Below are 22,868 nucleotides of genomic sequence, written 5' to 3'. Positions count from 1 at the left end.
ATTTTGCCGCCGGATTGCGCCGCAACGACGCACAACTACAGCAGCACGTCGGCAAGCGGACGCTTGGGCACGTGATGCACCTGCGCCCCATCGCGCCAGTAATTGATAGAACCATCCGGGTTGGAATCGATCGCATCGATGATCTGCGTTTCGGCCGGAACGCCAAACGCCATGATCAGCTTGAGCTCGTATCTGTCGTTATCGAGCCCCATGGCATCGATTGCGCGGGGCGTAAAGGCCTTGAACATGCAAGCCGCCACCTCGGGCGTTGCGCTGCGCGCGGCGAGCATCATCGTCTGAGCCGCGATGCCCGTGTCGACCTCGGTGATAGGCGCGGCGGGCTTGCCGGGAACGGCGCGCTCGGCAAGAATCGCGATGTAGCCGGTCGGGCGCTCGCCCTCGGCAGGGCCCGGCCAGTCCTTGAGCGCGCCGGCCCATGCGAGCTCGTCAAACACACGAGCGCAGTCCTCGGCGTCGCTCACCACATGAAAACGCAGACGCTGAGCATTAGCGCCGCAGGGAGCCAGGTGCGCCAGCTCTGCCAGCTCAAGCAAAAACTCGCGCGGTACGCGCATGGACTCGTCAAATCGACGGCATGTGCGGGCACGACGGACCAGCGCGTCAAACGATTCCAGACCGAGCTTTTCGCAACCTTGCTTTGCCATCAACTCCACGCTCGACGGCGCCGCGGGAACAGCTTCGTTCATAGAGACCCCCAATACAAGGCAATTGTTCTTAGGAAAATCTAACCTAAAACGCAGGCAATAACGAACAGAGCCGCAATGTTCTACACCTGTTGAATAGAAAAACGCGACATGGGGAACAACGAGAACAAATCGGGACCTTTGGGTTACACTTCGCCCTCCCCGACCCATACGCCGGTGCCTTTAGGCGATACTTGTTGTAGCAACTGCGACATACGCCGCAAAAACAACAATGACGGCAAACGCCGCGCGGAAAGGAGACCTCATGGGCATCTTTAAGAACGACGACCAGCAGTCGAATCTGTTTGGATTTGACGAGAAAAGCATGGCAGGCAAGGCAATCAAGGCCGTGCGCTGGATCTACGCCGTCACGGGCGTCATCGCGCTGCTTGCCGGCATCGCGCTGCTGTTTGCGCCCGCCAAGTCCCTCGTCTTCCTGACGACCGTCCTGGGCTTCTACTTTGTGATCACGGCTGGCGTCAGGCTGTTCACCGCCATTTTTGAGCCGCTGCTGCCCGCCGGCTGGCGCGTCACGAGCATCATCTCCAACCTGCTCATCATCCTGGGCGGCGTCATAATCCTGCGCAACCAGGCCTTCTCGACCGCGACGCTCACCACGCTCGTGGTGGTCGTGGCCGGTTTTGGCTGGATCGTCGAAGGTGTCATGTCCATTCTGGAGTCCGAGCTTTCGTCTAACCGCGCCCTTGCCATCCTGAGCGGCGCGCTCTCCATCATCGCCGGCATGTTCGTGTTTATCTATCCACTGTGGTCGGCAAAGATGCTCGTCATCTTTAGCGGCGCCGCGCTCCTGGTGTTTGGGGTGACGCTGATTATTCGCGCTATCCGCTTTGGCAAGCTGGTGCGCTAGATGCCGCGAACGCTGTTTATTGATGCTGACGCCTGCCCGGTCACGCGCGAGTCGATCGACTGCGCGCGGCGGGCGGGCGTCGCCGTGGTGATTGCCGGCAACAGCACGCAGAACCTGGAGCGGCACATTCGCCGCGACGATCCACGTGATGCCGAGCACGCGCGACGCGGCTTTTGGGTCACCACGCTCGATGTGAGCGTGGGCGCCGATAGTGCCGACTTTGCCATTGTCGAACGTCTGCAGGCGGGCGACGTGGTCGTGACGCAGGACATTGGCCTGGCGAGCATGGTGCTCGGCCGCGATGCCTCCGCCATCGGCGTGCGCGGGCGCGTGTACGACAAGGCGACCATCGACACGCAGCTGTTTATTCGTCACGAGGAAAAGAAGGTGCGCCGCGCTGGCGGTCGCACCCGCGGGCCAGCAGCCTTCACCAGCGAAGACCGCGCCCGCTTTAAGCGCAACCTCACCGAGCTGCTGCGCTAACCAAGGCAGATTTTTGGGACATGCCTAAAACTCTGCCTTTTTGTTTTGGACGGTGTGAGCGCTCAGGATCCGTGGCTCAACAAAAAACGGGCTTCAAAATGCCATGCGTCGCCGCATTGTGCAGACGCCGTGCATGGCTATTTTGAAGCCCGTTTTGTTAGGACTACTTAGAGGCCAAAGGCAGATAGGACGAGGCCCCAGCCCGCGCCGATGACATACATCATGACCAGGAACACGGCGTTTTCGCGAGCGCTGCGGTTGGTGCGGAACAGCACCAGGTAGCCCACGCCGGCGGAAATGAGCGTGCCGGCGAGCATCGGCGCCAGCTGCAGCGCGCCTTCCAAATACAGTTGCGTAATGACCACGCTCGCCGAGCAGTTGGGGATCAGGCCGACAAGCGCCGAACCCAGGACGGCGAGCGTCTCGTTGCCACGCAGGAACTGCTCGATCGCAGATTCGCCAAAGGTCTCGAGCACGGCGACCAAAATCAGCGTCACCAGGAAAATGAATACCGATACCTGCACGGTATGCGAGATGGCGCTGCGGATAATCGACAGGACGGGCGCGCCTTCATGGGAGTGAGAGTGACCATGGCCATGATGGTGTTCATGCTCGCCCTCATGACCGTGATCGTGACCGTACCCATGCCCGTGCTCGTCCTCGTCCTCGTCGTCATCACAACCGCAATGGTCGCGCTCGCACAGCTCATGGATGTGATCGGCGCTCACGCCCGCCTCGGCCACCTCGTCGATGATGTCACCGCCGCTGTGGTCATCGTGCGCGCAGTTAACGTGCGCCGGATTGACCGCGGTCCCCAGCACGGTACGACGAATCGCCGCATGCGCACGAGCGTTGCGACGCAAACCGCGAATGGCGGCATCTACGATAAAGCCCGTGACCAGTGCGATCAGCGCTTTCGAAGCCAAAAGCATCGCCATAGTCTGCACGGGAACCTGCTCGGCAAGTAGCAGCGGCAGCATCTCGTCGGAGGTCGAAAGAAACACCGCCACCAGGGTTCCCAGCGTCACGACACGACCGGCGTACAGCGTTGCCGCCATGGCCGAAAAGCCGCACTGCGGCACCATGCCCAGCAACGAGCCAACGACGGGGCCAGCGGCGCCGGCACGCTTGATGGCGCCGTTGACGTGCTCGCCTGCCACATGCTCGAGCGTCTCGAGGGCCAGATATGTCACCAATAAGAACGGCACCAGCGCGAGCGTGTCCTTGCCGGCGTCGAGCAGAATATCAATCAGCAAATCCATGACGGATGGAACCTTTCGTGTCTTTCGGCAGCATTGTAAAAGTCCTAGCGGTCAACTAGGGTATTGTAGTTGTCCTAGGCGGGATGCCAATAGTTGCCCATGGTAAACTATCATCTCGCCACATCTCAATGAACCCGAGCCGCGCGGTGCGGCCCGTCCAAGGAGCAGTTATATGAACGTTTCACAAGCACTCGAATACGAGCGCCAGCCGTTTATTCCCATGTTTATCTATGGCGATCACGGCGCCATGGAGTCCGAGCGCCAGAAGGGCGAAGAGGCCCTTAAGGTGCTCGAAACCGAGTACTTTACCGCCGAGGGCGACCCCAGCTTCGACTTTGCCACCGTGCGCGACCTGGCTGACCGCAACCGCGACCTGTGCGACCAGATTGGCGAGGCACGCCTGCGCAACGTGACGCCCGCGACGCTTTCGCGCGGCCTGTCCGATGCCGACACCTGCGCCGCCATCGGCAAGATGCAAAAGCGCACCGCCGCGTCCGTTATGCGCGAAATCCGCGGCGACCGCGACGCGCTCGGCGTGGCCTACGCCCGCAAGCCCATCCAGGGCACCGTGCTCGGTATCGACATCGAGACCACCGGCCGTGCACCCGAGCGCGGCTATATCATCAACGTGGGCTGGGAGATCATGGAGCTCACCAGCGACGCCGTCCCGCATGACGCCGAGGCACACTACTGCGGCCTGCCCGACATCTACCGCGGCGAGGATGTGCCGCTATCGAACATCCATCACATTACCTGGGACGACATCGACGGCAAAAAACCATTCCGCGAGAACAAGGAACTGCAGAAGCAGCTGCTCAAACTTATGAAGAAGTACCCGTACATGGCGCATAACGCCGCGTTCGAAGACAGTTGGTTCAAGATCCACCTGGACGGTTACGCCGAGGCACGCCGCGCCGGCAAGATCATCGTCATCGACTCGCGCCAGATCTGCCGCAGCCTGGATGCCGACGTCCGCTCGCTCCCCCGCGAGTCCGCGCCCGCCGCGCTCGAGAACTGGGCGCGCCGCCGTGGCACCCTCGCCGCCGACGCCAACGAGCAGCACCTGGGCCTCGACGACACCGACCTCATGCTCCGCACGGTTCAGGCCGAGTTCAACCTCAAGAACCTATTCGCGAAATAACCGATCCATCTGCGGGAGCGCCTGCCAGGCACAGCGCAATCCGTCTGGGCACACCGACACGCAGTAAACTAGGGCGCAGCCTTATGCTGCACCCTAGTTTTCATCAAAACGAGCAAATACGCGTGCTTCACATAGTCGGCAGGTTGGCCCACCTACATTTTTCGAGTTGTTCGGCCAGCTGAACCACTAGTCAAGGCCCCTTGAACCGCAATCGAAGCTAAAATCGCCTTAATTTCGCAACCAAGCCCCATAAATCTACCTGAATCAATTCGAATAGGACGTTGCGATCGCACCTATTTGTATAGGATAAGGCCGAATAACTCAAATTATGTTGGTGAGGCATCTGAGCGGTCGGCAAAAACGCTTAGAAGCTACGAATCCGCAACTAAAGTTCATCAAAAAGGGGCAGCCGGCAGAAACCTCCCCAGCCAAAGCTGCTCCCTCAATACGACAGCTCAAAAACCCACCGTTCGCAGAAGATAAGCCGCGCCCCAATACCGTTGCCCGAAGTTTCGGGCGTATGCGGCGTCCGCTATGCCATCATGCGCGTATGGGAATCATTCTGTCACATACCACGGCACGCGCTGTATACCAAACAGCCAACTCGCTCGCAAGCTACGCGACCGGTCCCATACCTATGGAAAAGATCAGGGTGTCTGCGCCGACCACGTCCGACCTGGAAGCGGCACGAGCATGGCTCAACAGAAAGAATGTCGATTCTGAACGTATCCATGTGCTGACGTTTTCCAATAATGCCAAAAGGCACCGCAAGGGCTGCATCTGCCACTGCACGCACTATACGTTTGATGCAGAAAGCTACCTAGAACTCGAGCCGAACGTCTACATCGTCGATATCAAGCTGTGCGCGTTAGAAGCAACAGCCGACCTCAACCTTTCGGAGCTCGTTGAGTATTACTTTGAAATCTGCGGCTCCTACGCGCTTGGAACGTCCGACGAAACTCAATATCGCGAGCGCCCAGCCCTAACCAGCGTTGAAGAGCTCAGAGCCTTCTTTTCAGAGGCACCGGGGTATCGTGGATCTAATAAAGCACTTAAGGCACTTTCTTATGTACACGAAGGCTGTCGCTCCCCACTCGAAACGGCGTTTGTCATGATGCTGACAATGCCCAAGTCAATGGGTGGCTTAGCCATACGCGCTATCAAAACGGATTATCCAATCCCAGTCCCCAAAAGATACGCCGCCCTAACGCGACGGACGGTTTTCTACCTCGACGCGCTGCTCGAAAATTCGATGACCGATATCGAATACAACGGCTTTTACCACGACGAACCCGAGCAGCAATCAATTGACGAGGAGCGCCGAAACACGCTGCGAAACATGGGATATGCCGTTATCACAGTTAATCGTCATTCGTTTTTCAAACAGTCCGCTTTTAAACGGGTCATGGAAGCGATTCGCATTCGCGAGAAGATATGGCCCGGTCGACTCCCGGATAACTTCGCCATCCTGCAAGAAACTCTTCGTCAATTTGTCTTGCGGCGCTACTTCGAATACGGTCGCCGCGTCCTGGAGACACTCAAAGAAGAAGAGGCCGCCAAGCGCGAAATTGCAAGCCAATATCCGCAAGCTGATGACCCGAGCATCAACGATGTGCCCGAACCCGACGACATGCAACACGTCGGGGCCCTTGCTGAGGAAATCAATGGGGCTTGGGAATGCGACATGTTCGCAAAAATCGATGAAAACCGCACGGAAGACGACACGATTATTGATCTAATTGAGAATTCGCTCTTCTAAAGGCGATCTCTGCGGATGTCCACCTACATTTTTCGACTTATTCGGCCACCGATGTGCCAGATTGGCTGCAGCAATGCTCAATATAACTTTAGATAAAACTGATTCTGCAGGAACTCCCGTAGAGGAAGAACTGATTCTCGCGGTATTTGACACGATAAAGTACAAATATGAACAGTTCTAATGCTTCTCAAGGTGGCTTTCTTAGCATGCTAGCCGAACATCTCGAAATATGTTGGCGAGCATTGCGTCGATGTCTCCCAACCCACAGAAAATCGCAGAGGCGGCAAGCAGTCATCGAAATTAACGCAAATTGTATTGACATATGAACATACACTCATATAATCGAAAGCAAGTTATATGAGCGCATGTTCATATGAAAGGATATTGCAATGAGCATCCGCGTTGATGAAACGAAACCCGACATCGAGGCCACCGAACCCGCGATCCCCACCACCTGCTCGCCCGAGGACCTTCCCGACGAGGAGCTTCTCTACGACCTCGCCGACCTGTTCAAGGTCTTCAGCGACACCACGCGCATCAAGATCCTTTACGCCCTCATGGGCCGCGAGCTCTGCGTGGCAGACATCGCCGAAGCGACCGAAACCTCGCAGTCCGCGGTGTCGCACCAGCTGCGCACACTCAAGCAGTCGCACCTGGTTAAATTCCGGCGCGACGGGCGCAATATCCTATACTCGCTCGCCGACGACCACGTCTACACCATGCTCAACCAGGGCATGAGCCACATCTGCGAATAGCAGCCAACCACGGTACCAGCGCGGCCTGCACCCAAGCCGCAAAAACGGGAAAGGAACCCACCATGAAAAAGCAGTACAAGCTCGATGAGATCGATTGCGCCAACTGTGCGCGCGAGCTTCAGGACGAGCTGGCCAAGCTCGAGGGCGTCAAATCCGTGTCCGTCAACTTTATGACCCAGAAGCTGACGCTCGAGGCCGATGATGCTGAGTTCGACGAGGTGCTCAACCGCGTTGTTGAGTTTACGGCCGACGCCGAGCCGGACTGCGAGATTATTCTCTAGCCCAGGTTTACGCCAACCTGCAAGGCCGCGCTTGCTGCGGCCTTTGCTCGCGAAATTATATGAGCGAATGTTCATACATTCAAATGGGAGGATACGAGTCATGGCCACCGCCGACCCCAAAAAGAAAAAGAAGAAGCGCAAGAAAAAAGAATCACTCGAGCATAAGCGCAACCGCATCCTGGTAGCGCTGGGCATTTTTGCCGTGGTGTACGCCCTCGATGAGTTCAGCACCCTTACCGCCGCATTCGGCACCCCGGGCGACATCTACGCCAGCTTTGTGCTGTTCCTCGTGCCGTTTTTGATTGCCGGCTACGACGTACTGCAAAAGGCATTCAATAACATCCGCCGCGGCAAGGCCTTCGACGAGAGCTTCCTCATGGCCGTCGCAACCATCGGCGCATTTGCCATGGTGCTCTTCCCCGACACAGACCCGCACATGGCCGAAGGCGCCGCCGTCATGCTGTTCTACCAGGTCGGCGAGCTGTTCCAGGCATACGCCGTGGGCAAGAGCCGCAAGTCGATCAGCGCCATGATGGACATCGCGCCCGACTACGCTAACGTCGAGCAACCCGACGGCTCACTCGAACAGGTCTTCCCCGATGACATCGCGGTCGGCACCGTGATCGTGGTCAAGCCCGGCGAGCGCGTGCCTATCGACGGCGTCATCGTCGAGGGCGAAACCCAGCTCGACACCGCCGCCCTTACCGGTGAGTCGGTCCCCCGCCCGGCCAAAACCGGAGACGATATCATCAGCGGCTGCATCAACATGACGGGGCTCATCCACGTGCGCACCACCAAGCCCTTTGGCGAGTCCACCGTCGCACGCGTCCTGGAGCTCGTGGAGAATGCCAGCGAAAAGAAGGCACGCACCGAGAACTTCATCACGCGCTTTGCCCGCATCTACACGCCCGCCGTCACCGGCGCTGCCGCGGTGCTCGCGCTCGGCGGTGGCCTGGTCACCGGTGCCTGGTCCGACTGGATTCTGCGCGGCCTGACCTTCTTGGTCGTCAGCTGCCCGTGCGCGTTGGTGATCAGCGTGCCGCTTAGTTTCTTTGGCGGCATCGGCGGCGCATCCAAGCTGGGCGTTCTCATCAAGGGTTCTAACTACCTCGAGACGCTCGCCGACGTGGACACCGTCGTCTTTGACAAGACGGGCACCCTCACCAACGGCACGTTCTCGGTGGTCGCGGTACACCCCGAGGCCGGCTATACCGAGCAGTCGTTGCTCGAAGTCGCAGCCCTTGCTGAGTCGTTCTCCGATCACCCCATCGCGCAGTCCGTACGTGTCGCCTACCAGGGCGAGGTCGACCCCAAGCGCGTAAGCGACTCCACCAACGACGCGGGCCATGGCGTGACGGCAACCATCGACGGCAAGCACGTCGTCGTTGGCAACGCAAAGATGCTCGCCGCGGCCGGAGTCGAAGCGCCCGATTGCGAGGTCGTCGGAACGATTCTGCATGTGCTCGTTGACGGCGTGTACGCCGGCCACATCGTGATTGCAGACACCGTCAAGGCCGATGCTGAGCAAACGATTCGCGACCTGCACGCCGCCGGCGTCAAGCGCACCGTCATGCTCACGGGCGACCGCGAGGAAGTGGCTGCTGCGGTGGCCAAGCAGCTGGGGCTCGACGAGTTCCACGCGCAGCTGCTGCCGGGCGACAAGGTCGAGCGCGTCGAGGCATTGCTGGCAGCCGAATCGGGCAAGGGCAAGCTCGCCTTTGTCGGCGACGGCATCAACGATGCGCCCGTGCTCACCCGCGCAGACGTTGGCATTGCCATGGGCGCTATGGGTTCCGACGCCGCGATTGAGGCCGCCGACGTGGTGCTCATGGACGACAAACCGTCCAACATCTCCCGCGCGATCCGCGTGGCGCGCAAGACCATGTCGATTGTTTGGCAGAACATCATCTTTGCGCTGGGCATTAAGCTGCTGATTTTGGTGCTGGCAGCGCTCGGCATCGCCAACATGTGGCTTGCCGTGTTCGGCGACGTAGGCGTGGCGATCATCGCCATCCTGAACGCCATGCGCGCGATGGGTGTCAAGAACCTGTAGCACTCGTGGTCCCTCCGGCCGGGGCCGGGCTTGGTTTTGAAAACGTCCTCGCGCATGAGGCCCGCCTTTCCTGCTCCTGCGGAGCAACGGAAAGACGGGCCTCGCGCTGCGGAGTGTTTTCAAAACCAAGCCCGGCCCCGGCCTGCGGTGACGTAGCTGGCAGTTCTTGGGCATCGCTTGCTGGCAGGGTTCCTTTGCTGAAATGGACTTGGCCGAAAGGGCCGCTGGTCCCGGTCGCTGGTTCGCGCTTTGCGCGAACTCCGCGCTACTGGGGGTTCGTTAGGATTCCGCCGCTTGGCCCGTCGCCTCGCCCCGGTTCAGCATCGCACTCAGTTTCTCGAAGCTTTCCTCGCTCAGGCAGTGCTCCATGTGGCAGCCCTCTTGCGACGCCACCTCGGCCGATACGCCTGCATCCTCCAAAAGCCCCACGAAAAAGCAGTGGCGCTCCCACATTTGGCGCGCGACCTCCAGACCGCGCTCTGTCAGATGAACATCTCGTTTGCCCATTTCGACATAGCCGTTGCTTTCCAGCGTCGCCATGGCCTTGGAAACGCTCGCCTTGGTTACGCCGAGGTACTCCGCAACGTCGATCGAGCGCACGATGCCCTGACGTTCCGACAGAACGTAGATCGATTCGAGATAGTCTTCTCCGGATTCACGTAGGGCCATGGGCCGCCTTTCGCGATGATTGCTAGTTAGCCTTTGGATACTTTTCACAGCTTACTTTACCGCAAAAGTTGCCCATGTCTTACTACTTTGCCTAAAAGTTAGCCGTGTTTCACAAAACGTGCGGGACGAAAACAAAATGGGGACGCCCCGCAAGGAGTGTCCCCAGGCGCCGGGTGCCGATCCACAGTTACATCAATCCAAAGTGCTTCGCGGCGTTGTAGATGCCGTCATCGTCCACGGCGGTCGTTACGTAGGTCGCCGCGGCCTTCACGGTATCCTGCGCGTTGCCCATGGCCACACTTGTGCCCACGGCCGAGAACATCGACAGGTCGTTCTCGCCGTCGCCAAAGGCAATCGCTTCACTCGCGTCGATGCCCAGGCGCTCGAGCGTCGCCGCCACGCCCAGGTCCTTGCCGCCGTTAGCGGGAATAATGTCGCAGAACAGGTCGCACCAGCGCGTGGTGAGCGAATGCGACACGGCGTCGGTCACGATATGTTCGTCGGCCGGGTCCACAAAGGCGCAAAACTGGTAGACCGGTGCGTCAAAGGCGTGCTCAAACGGCTCCTCGTGGTAGACGATTCCCGCGTTGCTGCCAGCCGTCACCACGCGCTCGGACAGGCGGTTCACAAACGAGTTCTCGCCCTGCATGCACAGCGAGTCGTAGCGCCCCTGCGCCACCTGGTCCACAATCACCGCAACGTCGTCCGGATCGATCGGACAGCTGCGGTAAACCCCCTCGGCATCAAAACAGTGCTGACCCGAGAGCGTAATGTACGCATCCCAGCCCAGGTCGAACAGCCAGTCCGGCATCTGGTAGGTCGGGCGACCCGTGGCGATCACGCATGCGATCCCCTGCTCGTGAAAGCTGTCGAGCACCTGCTGCGCCGACGCCGGAATCCGGTGGGTCTTAAAGCTCAGCAGCGTGCCGTCGATATCGAAAAACGCGGCTTTGATCATCCTCGTCTACTCCTCGCCCTCGAGCTTTTCGCTCGCCTCGAGCCACGCCATCTCCAGCTCGTCCATGGCGGCGTGAGCCTCGTCGATCTTTGCCTGCTGCTCGCCGAGCGCCGTGTAGTTGGTGGGATCGACTTGGGCCATTGCTGCCTCGGCCTCCTCAACGCGGGCGCGCTGCGTCTCCATCTTGCGCTCGAGCGAACTCACCTCGCGGCGGAGCTTCTGGCGCTCGGCGTTGGACAGGCCGTTGGGCTGACCGCTCGACTTGGGCTTTTCGGCCACAGCTGCCGCGGCACCGGTGTCGAACGTGCCGGTCTTGGCGCTCGGCGCACCCACGGGCTCGCCCTCGGCGGTGGCGTTGCACAGGCGCAGATACTGGTCCACGCCGCCGGGCATATGCGTCAGGTGGCCGTCGAGCAGCGCCCACTGCTGGTCGGTCACGCGCTCCATCAAGAAGCGGTCGTGCGTCACCAGGATCAGCGTGCCGGGCCAACCGTCGAGCAGATCCTCGACAATCGCGAGCATGTCGGTATCCAGATCGTTGCCCGGCTCGTCCAGGATGAGCACGTTGGGCTCGTCCAGGATCGTCAGCAGCAGCGACAGGCGACGGCGCTGACCGCCCGAAAGATCGCCGATGCGGCTCCAGAGCTGCTGCGTCGTAAAGCCCAGACGCTCGCAGAGCTTCACGGGCGAAGTCTCCTTGCCGTCGATGACGTAGTACTTCTTATAGTTGCTGAGCACCTCGCGGATCGTGTCGCCCATATAGGGCTCGAGCTCCTCGAGCTGCTGCGACAGCACGCCAAAGCGTACCGTCTGGCCAATCTTCACGCGGCCGCGCGTGGGCGCAATTTTACCCTGGATCACATCGAGCAGCGTCGACTTGCCAGCGCCATTCTCACCCAACAGACCATAGCGGTCGCCCGCACCAATGAGCCAGGTCACGTCAGAGAGCACCTGCTTGGGCGCGCCATCGGTATCCGCATAGCCAGCGTCCACGTCGACCACATCGATAACCTGCTTGCCCAGGCGGCTCACGGCTAGGCGCTTGAGCTCCAGCTCGTCACGCACGGGCGGCACGTCGGCGATGAGCTCGCGGGCGGCATCCACGCGAAACTTGGGCTTGGTGGAGCGCGCCTGGGCACCGCGGCTCAGCCACGCGAGCTCCTTGCGCGCCATGTTGCGACGACGCTCCTCGGTAACCGCGGCCATGCGGTCGCGCTCCACGCGCTGCAGGATATATGCGGAGTAGCCGCCCTCGAAGGGATCGACCTGGCCGTCGTGGACCTCCCACATACTGGTGCAGACCTCGTCCAAGAACCAGCGGTCGTGCGTGACCACGAGCATCGCGCCCTGGCCGCGCTGCCAGCGGGCCTTTAAGTGACGCGCGAGCCAGTTGATAGTGCGCATGTCCAGGTGATTGGTGGGCTCGTCGAGCATGAGCACGTCATAGTCGTCGATCAGCAGGCGCGCGAGGTCCACGCGACGGCGCTGGCCGCCCGAAAGCTCGCCCACCGTGCCCTCCCAGGGCACATCGCTAATAAGGCCAGCCAGAATCTGGCGCGTACGCGGACTCGACGCCCACTCATACTCGGGCGTGTCGCCCACGACGGCATGATGCACGGTGTCGGTATCGACCAGGTTGTCCTTTTGGCCGAGCAGACCGATCGTGGTGCCGCGACGGTGCGTCACGCGCCCGTCATCGGGCTCCAGCGTGCCGGCGAGCACGCTCAGCAGCGTCGACTTGCCGTCGCCGTTTTTGCCGACAATACCAATGCGGTCGCCCTCGCCCACGCCGAGCGTCACGCTATCGAAAATATGCTTGGTGGGAAACTCTAGGCTGACGGAATCGCATCCCAAAAGAATCGCCATATGCCCTGCTCCTTCGTAGAAATTCAACGTTGTCCATGATAGCAGCGAGCCCCACCCCAAACCACCACGAAGGCGCCTGTCCCCTTTGTGGCGGTCGTTTCGGTCGCAGAGCAAAAAGGCGGGCCATCTCCCAAAAGAGATGACCCGTCTCTCCAATCAGTCCCGTGACAACCGTGGCCGCCGCGGGCCTCAAGCATGTCCCGGACTAGGAGAACATGCCGGTGAGGTAATCATTCAGCCGCTTATCCTTGGGCCGTTGGAAAATCTCGTCGGTCTCGTCGTACTCGACCATATCGCCCATGTAGAAGAACGCCGTGCGGTTGGACACACGCGACGCCTGCTCCATGTTGTGCGTCACGATGACGATGGCGCGGTCGGCCACAATCGACGACATGAGGTCCTCGATCGCCAACGTCGAGATGGGGTCGAGCGCCGAGCAGGGTTCGTCAAACAGGATCACATCGGGGTTGAGCGCCAGCGTGCGCGCGATGCACAGGCGCTGCTGCTGACCGCCCGAAAGCGCGTAGGCGCTCTTGTCGAGCTTGTCCTTGACCTCGTCCCACAGCGCTGCACCGCGCAGGCTCTCCTCGACCATACGATCAAGCTCGTCACGGTCGGTAATGCCGTGACGCTTGGGCGCAAACGTGATGTTGTCGCGAATGGACTTGCGGAAAGGGTTGGGCTGCTGGAACACCATGCCAATGGAGCGACGCAGCTCGTACGTGTTCTCGGTCCTGGTGTTCACATTGCGTCCGCGGTAGTTAATCTCGCCCTCCACGCGGCAGCCGCGAATCTCGCGGTTCATAAGGTTGAGGCTGCGCAAAAAGGTCGACTTACCGCAGCCCGAAGGCCCGATGAGTGCCGTGATCTCGCCCTTGTGAAACTCGAGCGACGTATTGTGCAGGGCATGGTGGTCGCCATAGTACACGTTGACGTCCTTAGTGGAGAGCACGACCTCGTCGCTCACGGCCTTGCCGCTCACGCGCACGCGCTTCTCGCTCTCCCCCACGCTCGACAAAAAGTCCTGGGTCTCGGACGATGCCGCTTCGGTTGCGGGCGTTACACCCATCTCGCTCATTCGGCCGTCATCCTCCTTGCCAGTTGCTTGCCCACGATACGGGCGACTACGTTAAACAGCAGCACGCAAATCATCAGCAGCGCCGCGGTGCCCCAGACGATCTGCTGGGCCTCGGGGCTGCCCTCGCCATAGATCTTGTAGATATGCACGGCGAGCGACTCGCCAGGGCGGAACACGTTCCAGGCACAGGTGGGGCTCGACAGGTTAAAGCTCAAGAAGTTCAGGCGAACCGGCGAGCTCATACCCGAGGTAAAGAGCAGTGCTGCGGCCTCGCCAAACACACGGCCGGCCGAAAGCACGATGCCGGTCACGATGGCGGGCATGGCCTCGGGAATCAGGATGTGCAGCGTGGCCTCCCAGCGGGTAAGGCCCATGGCCAGGCATGCATCGCGCTGGGCCTGTGGCACGTCCTCGAGCGCCTGCTGGATCACGCGCACCAGGATGGGGATATTGAACATGGTGAGCGCGACAGCGCCGGAGATGATGGAGTACTTCCAGCCCAGCTGCACCGAGAACACCAGAAAACCGAACATGCCGACGACGATGGAAGGCAGCGAGGACAACGTCTCGATGGCGGTGGAGGCGATGTCGCGGATGGGTCCGTCCGGCGCGTACTCAACCAAAAAGACCGCTCCGCCCAGGCTGATGGGCACCGAGATGATCAGGGTGATCAGCAGCAGGTAGAACGAGTCGAACAGCTGGTAGAGCACGCCGCCCTGCGTTCCGTTGGCGCGCGACGGCTCCGTGAGAAAGCCCGGCTGGAACAGCGTCGAGATGCCCTCGAACAGGATATAGGCCACCATGGAGACGACGATGAGCATGACGATGGCGACGATCGCCGTCAACACGCCCGTGGCGAAGCGGTCCTGCTTTTGGACACGCCCGAGCCTCGCCTCGTCGATGTGGATACGCGTGCTAGCCACGAGCCTTCGCCCCCTTGCGGCCGATAAGGTGGATGATCAGGATGAAGATGAGACTCATGCCCATCAGCAGCAGGCCGAGCGCCCACAGAACATCGTCTTGGGCCGAGCCCTCGGCATAGACTGCCATGGACGTGGTGAGCGTGGTGGTGATGGTCGAAGCCGGCGACAGCAGCGACGTCGGCATGGCCTCGATGCCGCCGATGACCATGCGCACGGCGAGCGTCTCGCCAAAGGCGCGGGTCATGCCCAAGATAACCGCGGTCATGAGCGACGGCATGGCGGACTTGAGCACCACGTGCCAGATGGTCTGCCAGCGGGTGTAGCCCAGCGCGAGCGAGCCCTGGCGGTAGCCGTCGGGCACGGCGCGCAGGCCATCGACCGAAAGCGTGGTCATCGTCGGCAGAATCATGACCGCCAGCACGATGGCGCCGGGCAAGATGCCCAGGCCCGTGCTCACATGGAAAACGCTCTTCATAAGACCGACGACCACGTGAAAACCGATCAGGCCAAAGACGACCGAGGGGATGCCGGTCAAAAGCTCAATGAGCGGCTGAAAGATCTTAGAGCCAAACTTAGGGCTAATCTCGACCGCAAAGATGGCAGAGCCGATGGCGATGGGCAGCGCGATAAGCGTGGAGAGCACCATGACCGCAAACGAGGTGACGATCAGGGGCAGGGCGCCGGTATAGGGCAGGCCGTTTTCGGCTGTGTTGGCCAGGTCCCACTTGGTGCCGGTGAAAAACTCGACGACCGAGACGCCGTCCTTGACAAAAGCCGAGAGGCCCTTTTGGGCGACCATAAAGATGAGCGCGGCAACGACAAGCGTCACGAGCGCTACGCACGCGCCCGTGACGCCCAGGCCCACGTTCTCAAGGTCGCGCTTTGGCAGCTGTTTTGCCATTGCAAACCTTTCCGGGGCGATTACTTATTTAGCAGAGACCTTGCCGCTGGCGTCCTTGACGACCTTCATGGCAGAGACGGGGATGAAGCCCTGCTCCTCGACGAGCTTGCCCTGGACGTCGTCGGAAAGCATGAACTCCAGGAAGGCCTTGGTGGCCTCGTCGGCGTCCTTGGAGCAGTACATGTGCTCGGTAGCCCAGATCTTGAAGGAGTCATCAGTGACATTCTTGCTCTTGGGCTCGACGCCCTCGACCTTGATGGCGTTGAACTTGGAGTCATCGAAGTGCGAGAAGTCGAGGTAGGAGATGGCGTTATCGGTGCTGCCCATCTGAGTCTGGACGTCGCCGGACTTGTCGAGCTCGGCGTCGCCCTTAAAGTCGACGGCCTCGTCGCCAAAGACGGCGGCCTCGAAGGTGGCGCGGGTGCCGGAGCCGGCCTTGCGGTTGAGGACGACGATGGTGGCGTCGTCGCCGCCGACCTCCTTCCAGTTGGTGATCTGGCCAGAGAAGATGCCCTTGAGCTGCTCGAGGGACAGGTCGTCGACCGTCACGTTCTTGGAGACGACGGGACCCATGCCCACGACGGCGACCTCGTGGTCGACGAGGTTCTTGACCTGGTCGGCCTCGAGCTTGGTCTCGGCGAAGACGTCGGAGTTGCCGATGGTGACGGTGCCGGCGGCAACAGCGGTCAGGCCCTTGCCCGAACCGTTACCCGAGCCGGAGACGGAGACGTCCGGGTTGGCATCCATGAACTTCTCGGCAGCGGCCTCGACGAGAGCCTGGAACGAAGAGGCACCGTCGTAGGTCACCTCGCCGGAGACGGACTCGGCAGCAGCGGCGCTACCCTTGTCGGCGGCGTCGGATGCGCCGGAGCCGCCGCAGCCAACGAGACCGAGACCGACGATGCTGGCAAAACCACCAGCGAGGCCGAGGAACTGACGACGAGAATAAGCCTGATCGAGCATGATCTTCCTTTCGTACATGCGACTCGCGGGCACCCTGCCCGCTTTGCTGTTTGGAAAGATACGACCTCGATCGGGCAGCGCCCGCGCCAGCTGCGGTTTCTTACGGTCATTTGATAGACCCTTACCGCAAGCGCGACTCGGCTTTACAAACGAATAACAAACCCGCCGCCAAGCATGGCCCGCCTTTTACACCGGAGGAGTGTCGCCAACGACTATCCCACCGCAACAGAAAAAGCCCGGGCAAAAGCACCGGGCTCGTAATTCAAGTTTGTATCCAAGCAGGATATAGGGGTTTTCCAGGTGCCCGAGATTGCCCCGAAAGAGGAGCGCCGCGTACTTTGGTACGCAAGCGACGGTTTGAGGGGCAAGGTCGGGTGCCTGGGGAAGCCCTACAGCTCCAGCTCATTCAAGCGCAGGATTGCCACAATATAAATCTTGAGCGCCTGCTTGAGCTGCTCCTCGTTGGCGCACTCGTTGGGGCCGTGCATCTGGCCGCCCCACGCGGGCAGCTCCAGACCGGTCTCCTCGGGGCCAAACGAGACGGCGCGGGCAAAGTTGCGCGCGTACGTGCCGCCGCCCATGGCAAAAGGCTCGGCATGCTTGCCCGTAAACTCGTTATAGGTATCGATAAGCGCCTTCACGGCCGGATCATCGGCAGACACCGAGAACGGCACCTTTGCATGACCCAAGCGATACGTCACGTCAAAGCGACCCACGAGCGGCTCGAGCTGCTCGCGGATGGTATCGGCGCTCGTGCTGTCGGGGAAGCGCACGTCGATGACCTGCTCGATATGGCCATCCACCACACGGATGACGCCGGGGTTGCAGGTGAGCGGGCCAAACGCCGGACTCGTCGCGTCGATACCCAGGCCGCGGCCATAGGCGTCCGCATGCACAAAGGCCAAAAACTTGACAAACTCGTGCTCGGCAGGCGTCAGCAGGCGCTCGCCGCGGGCACCAAACGCATCCTCGGCCTCGCGCAGATACGCCACGATCAGGCCGACGGCATTGATCGTTCCCTCGGGCATCGAGGCATGACCGCCAATGCCGTGGGCGAAAATCTGCGCATGCCCGTTATCGAGTGCCGTAATCTCCAGGCGGTCGGCGTTCTCGACCGGCGCCGGCAGCTCATCAGCGGCAATCGCGAGCTCGCAGATAGACTGCGACGGAATGGCGTTGCTCGCCTCGGCGCCGCTCCAAAACACAATGCGGCCGCCGTCGATCTTGGAGCTCACAAACGTCGCCCCAAACTGGCCCTTCTCGGCATTGCAGACCGGGAACTCGGCATCGGGCGTAAATAGAAAGTCGGGGTCTGCGTAGTTCTCCAGATAGTGATGAACGTCGGACATGCCCACTTCCTCATCGCAGCCCAGCAGCGCGCGGAAGGTATAGCGCGGCACAATGCCGTGCTTGAGCAGATAAGCGCCGGCGTAGAGCGACAGCACCGCCGGGCCCTTGTCGTCGATCACGCCACGGCCGAGCAGCCAGCCCTCGCGGCGCTCCATCGCAAACGGGTCAGTGTTCCAACCAGGACCGGCAGGCACCACGTCCACATGGCAAATGGTCGCGAGCTGCTTGTCACCGCGGCCGGGAATGTCGGCGATGCCCACATAGCCCCCGTCGTCGCTCGTCTGGTAGCCGAGCTTTTGCGCGATGCCGAGCGCGCAATCGAGCGCATCACGGACCGGACGGCCAAACGGCGCATCGGGTTCCGCATTGGCAGAAACCGCCACGGACGGATAGCTCACCAGCCGCTCGATATCGGCGACGGCATCTTCCCAGACCTCGTCGACGTACTCGGTAACGCTCTGCTCCACCTGATTCATGGACGACCTCCTTACCAGTAAGGGGCAAGTGTGCCGCCCCTCACATCAAATACTTATATAGCGAAAAGTTTAGCAAGCTCGGCCACCGAGTGCACCACCGCATCGGCGCCCGCGGCCTCGTGCTCCCCCGGCGCCGCCGCGCCCGAATAGATGCCGATACACGGCACGCCCATCGCGTGCGCGCCCTCCACATCGTTAAAGCGGTCGCCAATCATCACGGCCTCATCGGCAATCGCGCCAAGCGCCGCCAGGGCGTCGCGGACCGAATCGGCCTTGATTTCGCGACCCTGCGGCGGATTCATGCCAACCACCGCCTCAAACTGAGAAAGCCCGAGTTCACGTACCATGTCGACGCACTTCACCTCCATGCGAGACGTCGCCACGGCCATGCGCTTGCCCTGAGCGGCCAACCCATCCAGCAACTCGGGGATCCCGTCGAACACGGGATACTCTTCCGGTCCCAGCTCATCAAAAAAGGCGCGGTACTCGTCGGCCACCACCAGCGACTCCTCGCGCGAGAAGCCATAAAAGTCGTGAAAGCTTTTCCACAGGGGCGGCCCGATCATACGGCGCAAATCGCCCATCTGTGCCTCCGAAAACCCGCGCGCAGCCAGCGTCTTGCGCGTCGAGGTCATCACCGCCCGACCCGTATCTGCCACCGTGCCGTCAAAATCGAACAACACAATCGGCCGCTCGCATAGCTGTAATGCCGCCATCGGCATCCCTCTTCCCCAGTTGATGATTTCCACACCGACACTTCAAACTGTTGACTATTCAACAATTGAACCTAGCAATGTAGAGCAACTCCACTATACTTGTCGCACTTTGCTCTCAGAAGGCGGCGCGAAAGCGCCCCAACGAAAGGTGCAATTATGTCTTTTGCCATCATAACCGACTCCACGTCGGACATCTCCCCCGCCCGTGCTCAAGAGCTCGGCATTTACGTGATTCCACTGCATGTGATTATCGAGGGCGAGGACCTGCTCGACCAGGTGCAGATTACCGCCGAGGAATACGTCGCCCGCATGGCTGGTTCCGAGCAGTTGCCGCACACCTCGCAGCCGAGCGCCGGCGAGTTCAAGGCACTCTTTGACCGCGTGCGCGCCGACGGCCACGATAGTGCCATCTTTATCTCGCTATGCAGCGAGTGGTCTGCCTGCTATGCCAACGCCAGCCTGACGGCCGAAACGCACGAGCTCGACGTGCGCTGCATCGATTCGCGCACTGGCTCGGGCGCCGAGGGCCTGCTGGTGGAGTATGCGCGGGCCATGCGCGAAGATGGCCGCAGCCTGGACGAAACCGAGGCGCAGATCCGCGCGACGCTGCCCGACGCCCACCTGCTGCTGATTCCCCGCACGCTCGAGAACCTCGTTAAGAACGGCCGCGCGCCCAAGCTCGCCGGCCAGCTCACGCATATGCTCAACATTCGCCTGGCCGTTTCGCCGGAGTGGCAGTCGGGCGAGATCAAGGCGAGCAAAAAGGGCCGCGGCGCCAAGCGCATCGTCGCCAACACCATGGCAGATTGCCTCGCGTTTTTGGACGAGCACCCGGGCTCAAGCGTGCGCGTGCTCACGACCGGCGCCGCCGAGGAGCAGGAACTTGTCAACGAGGCGCTCGCGGGCCAGGACTACGTAGACGCCGGCACCGGCCCCATCGGCTGCACCATCGCCACCCACGTAGGCGTCGATGCCATCGCCATCAGCTACTGCCCCCGCTACCAGCCAACTCACTAGGGACGCCCACATCAGTTGCGGTGAAATAGGGACTGTTTTTGGCTTATCAGCCGCAAATCAATCCCTATTCCACCGCAACTTAGAAGCAGTTCATTTGGGACGGGGCAAAAAAGACTGATATCAAACGTTTCAGACCAGTCTTTTTAGCCCCGTCCCATTTTAGCTACTCTACATCAGCCCGCTCAGGGCGATGTCGACGGCCTCGTTGAGGTCGTCGGTGATGTGCACCAGCTCCGGATCGAGCGGGCTGATCATACCGGCGTCCATCACCGGACCGTTAAGCCAGTCGAATAGGCCCTGCCAGTACTCGGTGCCCACCAGCACGAGCGGCATGCGCTTGACCTTGTGCGTCTGCACCAGCGTGAGAACCTCGAACATCTCGTCGAGCGTGCCAAAGCCGCCGGGAAATACGATGGCGCCCGAGCTGTACTTAACGAACATGGTTTTGCGCACAAAGAAGTAGCGGAAGTCCATGCCGAGGTTCACGTATTTATTGAGCCCCTGCTCGTGCGGCAATTCAATGCCTAGGCCAACTGACTTGCCGTTGACACTCGCCGCTCCCCTGTTGGCCGCTTCCATGATGCCGGGGCCGCCACCGGTGATGACCGCCACGCCACGTTGCGCGATCTTGCGCCCGACGGTACGCGCCGCCTTGTAGAGCGGATCGGTCTTGGGCGTGCGGGCGCTACCGAAGATGGTCACCGCAGGTCCAAGCTCGGCAAGCGCGCCAAAACCATCGACAAACTCTGCCTGAATGCGCAGCACGCGCCACGGATCGGCATGCAGCCAGTCGGTCGAGTCCTCGGGCGCCAGCAGGTTGGCGTAGGTGTTGTCCTTAGGAATCATGGGGCCGCGCATGACCACGGGGCCGCGGCGGTACGTCTCGTCGTAGGCAGGCTCGCCCTCGACGTTCTCATTCTTAATCATGGGTACTCCTATCGAGAAAAAGAAAAACGGGCGGGGTCGACGCTGTGCGCCAAACACCCGCCCGAACATCAACTATTCGGCATGGTACCCACGATGCATCAAGTGCTTGCAAGCTATCGGTCATCGGTCGCGCAAGCGGTGTTAGCAAACGTGATGACCGGCCGGCGCTCGCCCCTTGCCGTTGCCCGCGCTCTGCAAGCGCCCGTGCTGCTCTTAGTAATCCACCGCCGCAGGGCTGTTCATCCAGTCGCTCACGAACGCGCCGTAGCGGCCCTCGATAATGGCCTGGCGGGCCCGCTGCATAAGGTTGAGCAGGTAGTAGATGTTGTGCATCGAAAGCAGAATGCCGCCGAGCATCTCCTTCTGCGTGACTATGTGACGGATGAGCGCACGGCTGTAACCGCCCGTGCACACCGGGCAGGTGCAGGTGGGATCGATGGGACCGTCGTCGTGCGCAAAGCGAGCGTTGCGGAAGTTGAGGCGACCCTCGCTGGAGAATGCCGTGCCCATACGGCCGGTGCGCGTCGGCAGCACGCAGTCAAACATGTCGATGCCCACGCCAACGCCGCGCACGAGCGTGGTCGGGTTGCCGACACCCATCAGGTAGCGCGGCTTATGCTTGGGCATGTACTCGCTCACGAGCGGCGCCAGGGTCTCGAACATGGTCTCGTGATCCTCGCCCACCGAATAGCCACCGATACCATAGCCCGGGAAGTCGCCGCACTCCTCCAGATGGCGCAGCGAGCGCAGGCGCAGATCCAGGTGCATGCCGCCCTGAACGATGCCAAAGAGCGCCTGGTCATCGCGGGTATGCGCCTTATAGCAGCGCTCGGCCCACATGCTCGACAGCTCAACGGCGCGCTCAACGTAGGCGCGCGTGGCGGGATAGCCCGGGCACTGGTCGAGCTGCATGCAGATATCGGAGCCGAGCTTCATGGCGATTTCCATGTTGTCCTCGGGCGTCCAAAACACGTGGCGGCCGTCGTAATCGTTGACGATAAAGCGCACGCCCTCATCGGTGAGCTTGACGGCATCGTTGTGGCTGAAGACCTGGAAACCGCCCGAGTCGGTGAGGATGGGGCCGTGCCAGTTCATGAACTTGTGCAGGCCGCCCAGCTCGGCGATGGTATCCTCGCCGGGACGCATGGACAGATGATAGGTATTGGCGAGCACGATCTGGGCGCCGAGCTTCTTGACAGTCTCGGTAGGAATGCCCTTGACGTTTGCCTTGGTGCCCACGGGCATAAAAATCGGCGTCTCGATGTCGCCGTGCGGGGTGTGCAGTACGCCGGCACGCGCGTGCGTCGTCGGATCCTCGGCAATCAGGTCGAATTTAAAAAGGTTCTGGTCCATAAACTGGAACTCCTTGGTTGCGGTTCATACGCAAACCATTATACGGGCAACCCGCAAGAAGCACCGACTCGACAGAAACTGGTGCGAGGAGGATACGGCAGGGACACGGCAAATGAGCGTGGATTTTTGGACGCTTACCGGATGAGCGTGGATAATCTCCCACTTTTGCCCAAAGCACAGCCCAAAAACGGGAGATTATCCACTTTCATTCTGCGGGCACTCATTTAAGTACGTCCCCGATGAGTGGAGCTATTTACCAGCCACGGCAACGCCGATATTTTGGCAACGTCAGCGAGCGGGTCGCATTTGAGACAAGGTGCCGTGAAATCAGAACCACCCTTAAAAAGGGTGGTTTGCTCTTAGGG

The 22,868-nt window shown here is 60.8% G+C and carries 21 protein-coding genes; 8 read left to right on the top strand and 13 right to left on the bottom strand.

From position 1 onward, the window contains the following. Positions 1-35: 35 nt before the first annotated feature. Complete coding sequence (locus DWY51_RS05985; RefSeq protein ID WP_158556918.1) at positions 36-707, bottom strand: nitroreductase family protein; 672 nt, start codon at positions 705-707, stop codon at positions 36-38. A 262-nt stretch (positions 708-969) separates the two neighbouring features. Here DWY51_RS05985 and DWY51_RS05980 point away from each other — a divergent pair, with 262 nt between their 5' ends. Further along, entirely contained in the window at positions 970-1,572 is a 603-nt protein-coding gene (locus DWY51_RS05980; protein ID WP_117770193.1) for an HdeD family acid-resistance protein, read from the top strand. Next, positions 1,573-2,055 (top strand): DUF188 domain-containing protein, encoded by a 483-nt coding sequence (locus DWY51_RS05975; RefSeq protein ID WP_117770192.1) that lies wholly within the window; start codon positions 1,573-1,575, stop codon positions 2,053-2,055. Positions 2,056-2,222: 167 nt separating this feature from the next. Here DWY51_RS05975 and DWY51_RS05970 read toward each other — a convergent pair whose 3' ends face one another. Next, positions 2,223-3,317, bottom strand: a complete 1,095-nt coding sequence (locus tag DWY51_RS05970; protein ID WP_117770191.1) for a putative manganese transporter — start codon at positions 3,315-3,317, stop codon at positions 2,223-2,225. A 172-nt stretch (positions 3,318-3,489) separates the two neighbouring features. Here DWY51_RS05970 and DWY51_RS05965 point away from each other — a divergent pair, with 172 nt between their 5' ends. The 5 genes from DWY51_RS05965 to DWY51_RS05945 all read left to right on the top strand — a co-directional run bounded on the left by DWY51_RS05965 (position 3,490) and on the right by DWY51_RS05945 (position 9,306). Beyond that, positions 3,490-4,458: a hypothetical protein gene (locus tag DWY51_RS05965; protein ID WP_006235437.1), complete on the top strand. Its 969-nt coding sequence runs from the start codon at positions 3,490-3,492 to the stop codon at positions 4,456-4,458. A 652-nt stretch (positions 4,459-5,110) separates the two neighbouring features. Then, entirely contained in the window at positions 5,111-6,217 is a 1,107-nt protein-coding gene (locus DWY51_RS05960; protein WP_117770190.1) for a hypothetical protein, read from the top strand. 389 nt (positions 6,218-6,606) lie between these two features. Next, complete coding sequence (locus DWY51_RS05955; RefSeq protein WP_055285819.1) at positions 6,607-6,972, top strand: helix-turn-helix transcriptional regulator; 366 nt, start codon at positions 6,607-6,609, stop codon at positions 6,970-6,972. Between the two features lie 62 nt (positions 6,973-7,034). Then, on the top strand, positions 7,035-7,253 hold the full coding sequence (locus tag DWY51_RS05950) for a cation transporter (protein WP_022095001.1): 219 nt from the start codon (positions 7,035-7,037) through the stop codon (positions 7,251-7,253). A gap of 100 nt (positions 7,254-7,353) precedes the next feature. Then, positions 7,354-9,306: a heavy metal translocating P-type ATPase gene (locus DWY51_RS05945; RefSeq protein ID WP_199411382.1), complete on the top strand. Its 1,953-nt coding sequence runs from the start codon at positions 7,354-7,356 to the stop codon at positions 9,304-9,306. 279 nt (positions 9,307-9,585) lie between these two features. On the opposite strand, the gene DWY51_RS05940 is transcribed toward DWY51_RS05945, so the two are convergent. The 9 genes from DWY51_RS05940 to DWY51_RS05900 all read right to left on the bottom strand — a co-directional run bounded on the left by DWY51_RS05940 (position 9,586) and on the right by DWY51_RS05900 (position 19,239). Next, a complete protein-coding gene (locus tag DWY51_RS05940) occupies positions 9,586-9,975 on the bottom strand; it encodes a metal-dependent transcriptional regulator (protein ID WP_117770189.1) in 390 nt (129 codons plus the stop codon). 187 nt (positions 9,976-10,162) lie between these two features. Further along, positions 10,163-10,933, bottom strand: a complete 771-nt coding sequence (locus DWY51_RS05935) for a Cof-type HAD-IIB family hydrolase (RefSeq protein ID WP_117770188.1) — start codon at positions 10,931-10,933, stop codon at positions 10,163-10,165. A gap of 6 nt (positions 10,934-10,939) precedes the next feature. Then, on the bottom strand, positions 10,940-12,799 hold the full coding sequence (locus tag DWY51_RS05930; RefSeq protein ID WP_117770187.1) for an ABC-F family ATP-binding cassette domain-containing protein: 1,860 nt from the start codon (positions 12,797-12,799) through the stop codon (positions 10,940-10,942). 205 nt (positions 12,800-13,004) lie between these two features. After that, positions 13,005-13,877 carry a phosphate ABC transporter ATP-binding protein PstB gene (gene pstB, locus DWY51_RS05925; protein WP_199411381.1) on the bottom strand — a complete coding sequence of 291 codons (873 nt, stop codon included), beginning with the start codon at positions 13,875-13,877 and terminating at the stop codon, positions 13,005-13,007. Then, positions 13,874-14,800, bottom strand: a complete 927-nt coding sequence (pstA, locus tag DWY51_RS05920; protein WP_117770186.1) for a phosphate ABC transporter permease PstA — start codon at positions 14,798-14,800, stop codon at positions 13,874-13,876. The genes pstB and pstA overlap by 4 nt, the downstream gene beginning before the upstream one ends. Beyond that, entirely contained in the window at positions 14,793-15,701 is a 909-nt protein-coding gene (gene pstC, locus DWY51_RS05915) for a phosphate ABC transporter permease subunit PstC (protein ID WP_006235426.1), read from the bottom strand. The genes pstA and pstC overlap by 8 nt, the downstream gene beginning before the upstream one ends. 24 nt (positions 15,702-15,725) lie before the next feature. After that, positions 15,726-16,682, bottom strand: a complete 957-nt coding sequence (locus DWY51_RS05910; RefSeq protein ID WP_233504641.1) for a phosphate ABC transporter substrate-binding protein — start codon at positions 16,680-16,682, stop codon at positions 15,726-15,728. 371 nt (positions 16,683-17,053) lie between these two features. Next, a complete protein-coding gene (locus DWY51_RS05905; protein WP_117770184.1) occupies positions 17,054-18,490 on the bottom strand; it encodes a M20 family metallopeptidase in 1,437 nt (478 codons plus the stop codon). Positions 18,491-18,543: 53 nt separating this feature from the next. Then, positions 18,544-19,239, bottom strand: a complete 696-nt coding sequence (locus DWY51_RS05900; RefSeq protein ID WP_233504640.1) for an HAD hydrolase-like protein — start codon at positions 19,237-19,239, stop codon at positions 18,544-18,546. Between the two features lie 123 nt (positions 19,240-19,362). Here DWY51_RS05900 and DWY51_RS05895 point away from each other — a divergent pair, with 123 nt between their 5' ends. Next, positions 19,363-20,223 (top strand): DegV family protein, encoded by an 861-nt coding sequence (locus tag DWY51_RS05895; protein WP_117770182.1) that lies wholly within the window; start codon positions 19,363-19,365, stop codon positions 20,221-20,223. A 168-nt stretch (positions 20,224-20,391) separates the two neighbouring features. Here DWY51_RS05895 and DWY51_RS05890 read toward each other — a convergent pair whose 3' ends face one another. Next, complete coding sequence (locus tag DWY51_RS05890; RefSeq protein ID WP_117770181.1) at positions 20,392-21,150, bottom strand: TIGR00730 family Rossman fold protein; 759 nt, start codon at positions 21,148-21,150, stop codon at positions 20,392-20,394. A gap of 213 nt (positions 21,151-21,363) precedes the next feature. Then, entirely contained in the window at positions 21,364-22,503 is a 1,140-nt protein-coding gene (gene tgt, locus DWY51_RS05885) for a tRNA guanosine(34) transglycosylase Tgt (RefSeq protein WP_117770180.1), read from the bottom strand. Between the last annotated feature and the right edge of the window lie 365 nt (positions 22,504-22,868).

It is taken from the genome of Collinsella sp. AF25-2LB (assembly GCF_003458415.1).
Classification (GTDB): domain Bacteria; phylum Actinomycetota; class Coriobacteriia; order Coriobacteriales; family Coriobacteriaceae; genus Collinsella.
The sequence above is the reverse complement of the archived record's forward strand: the minus strand, read 5'-3'. Positions and strand labels throughout refer to the sequence as shown.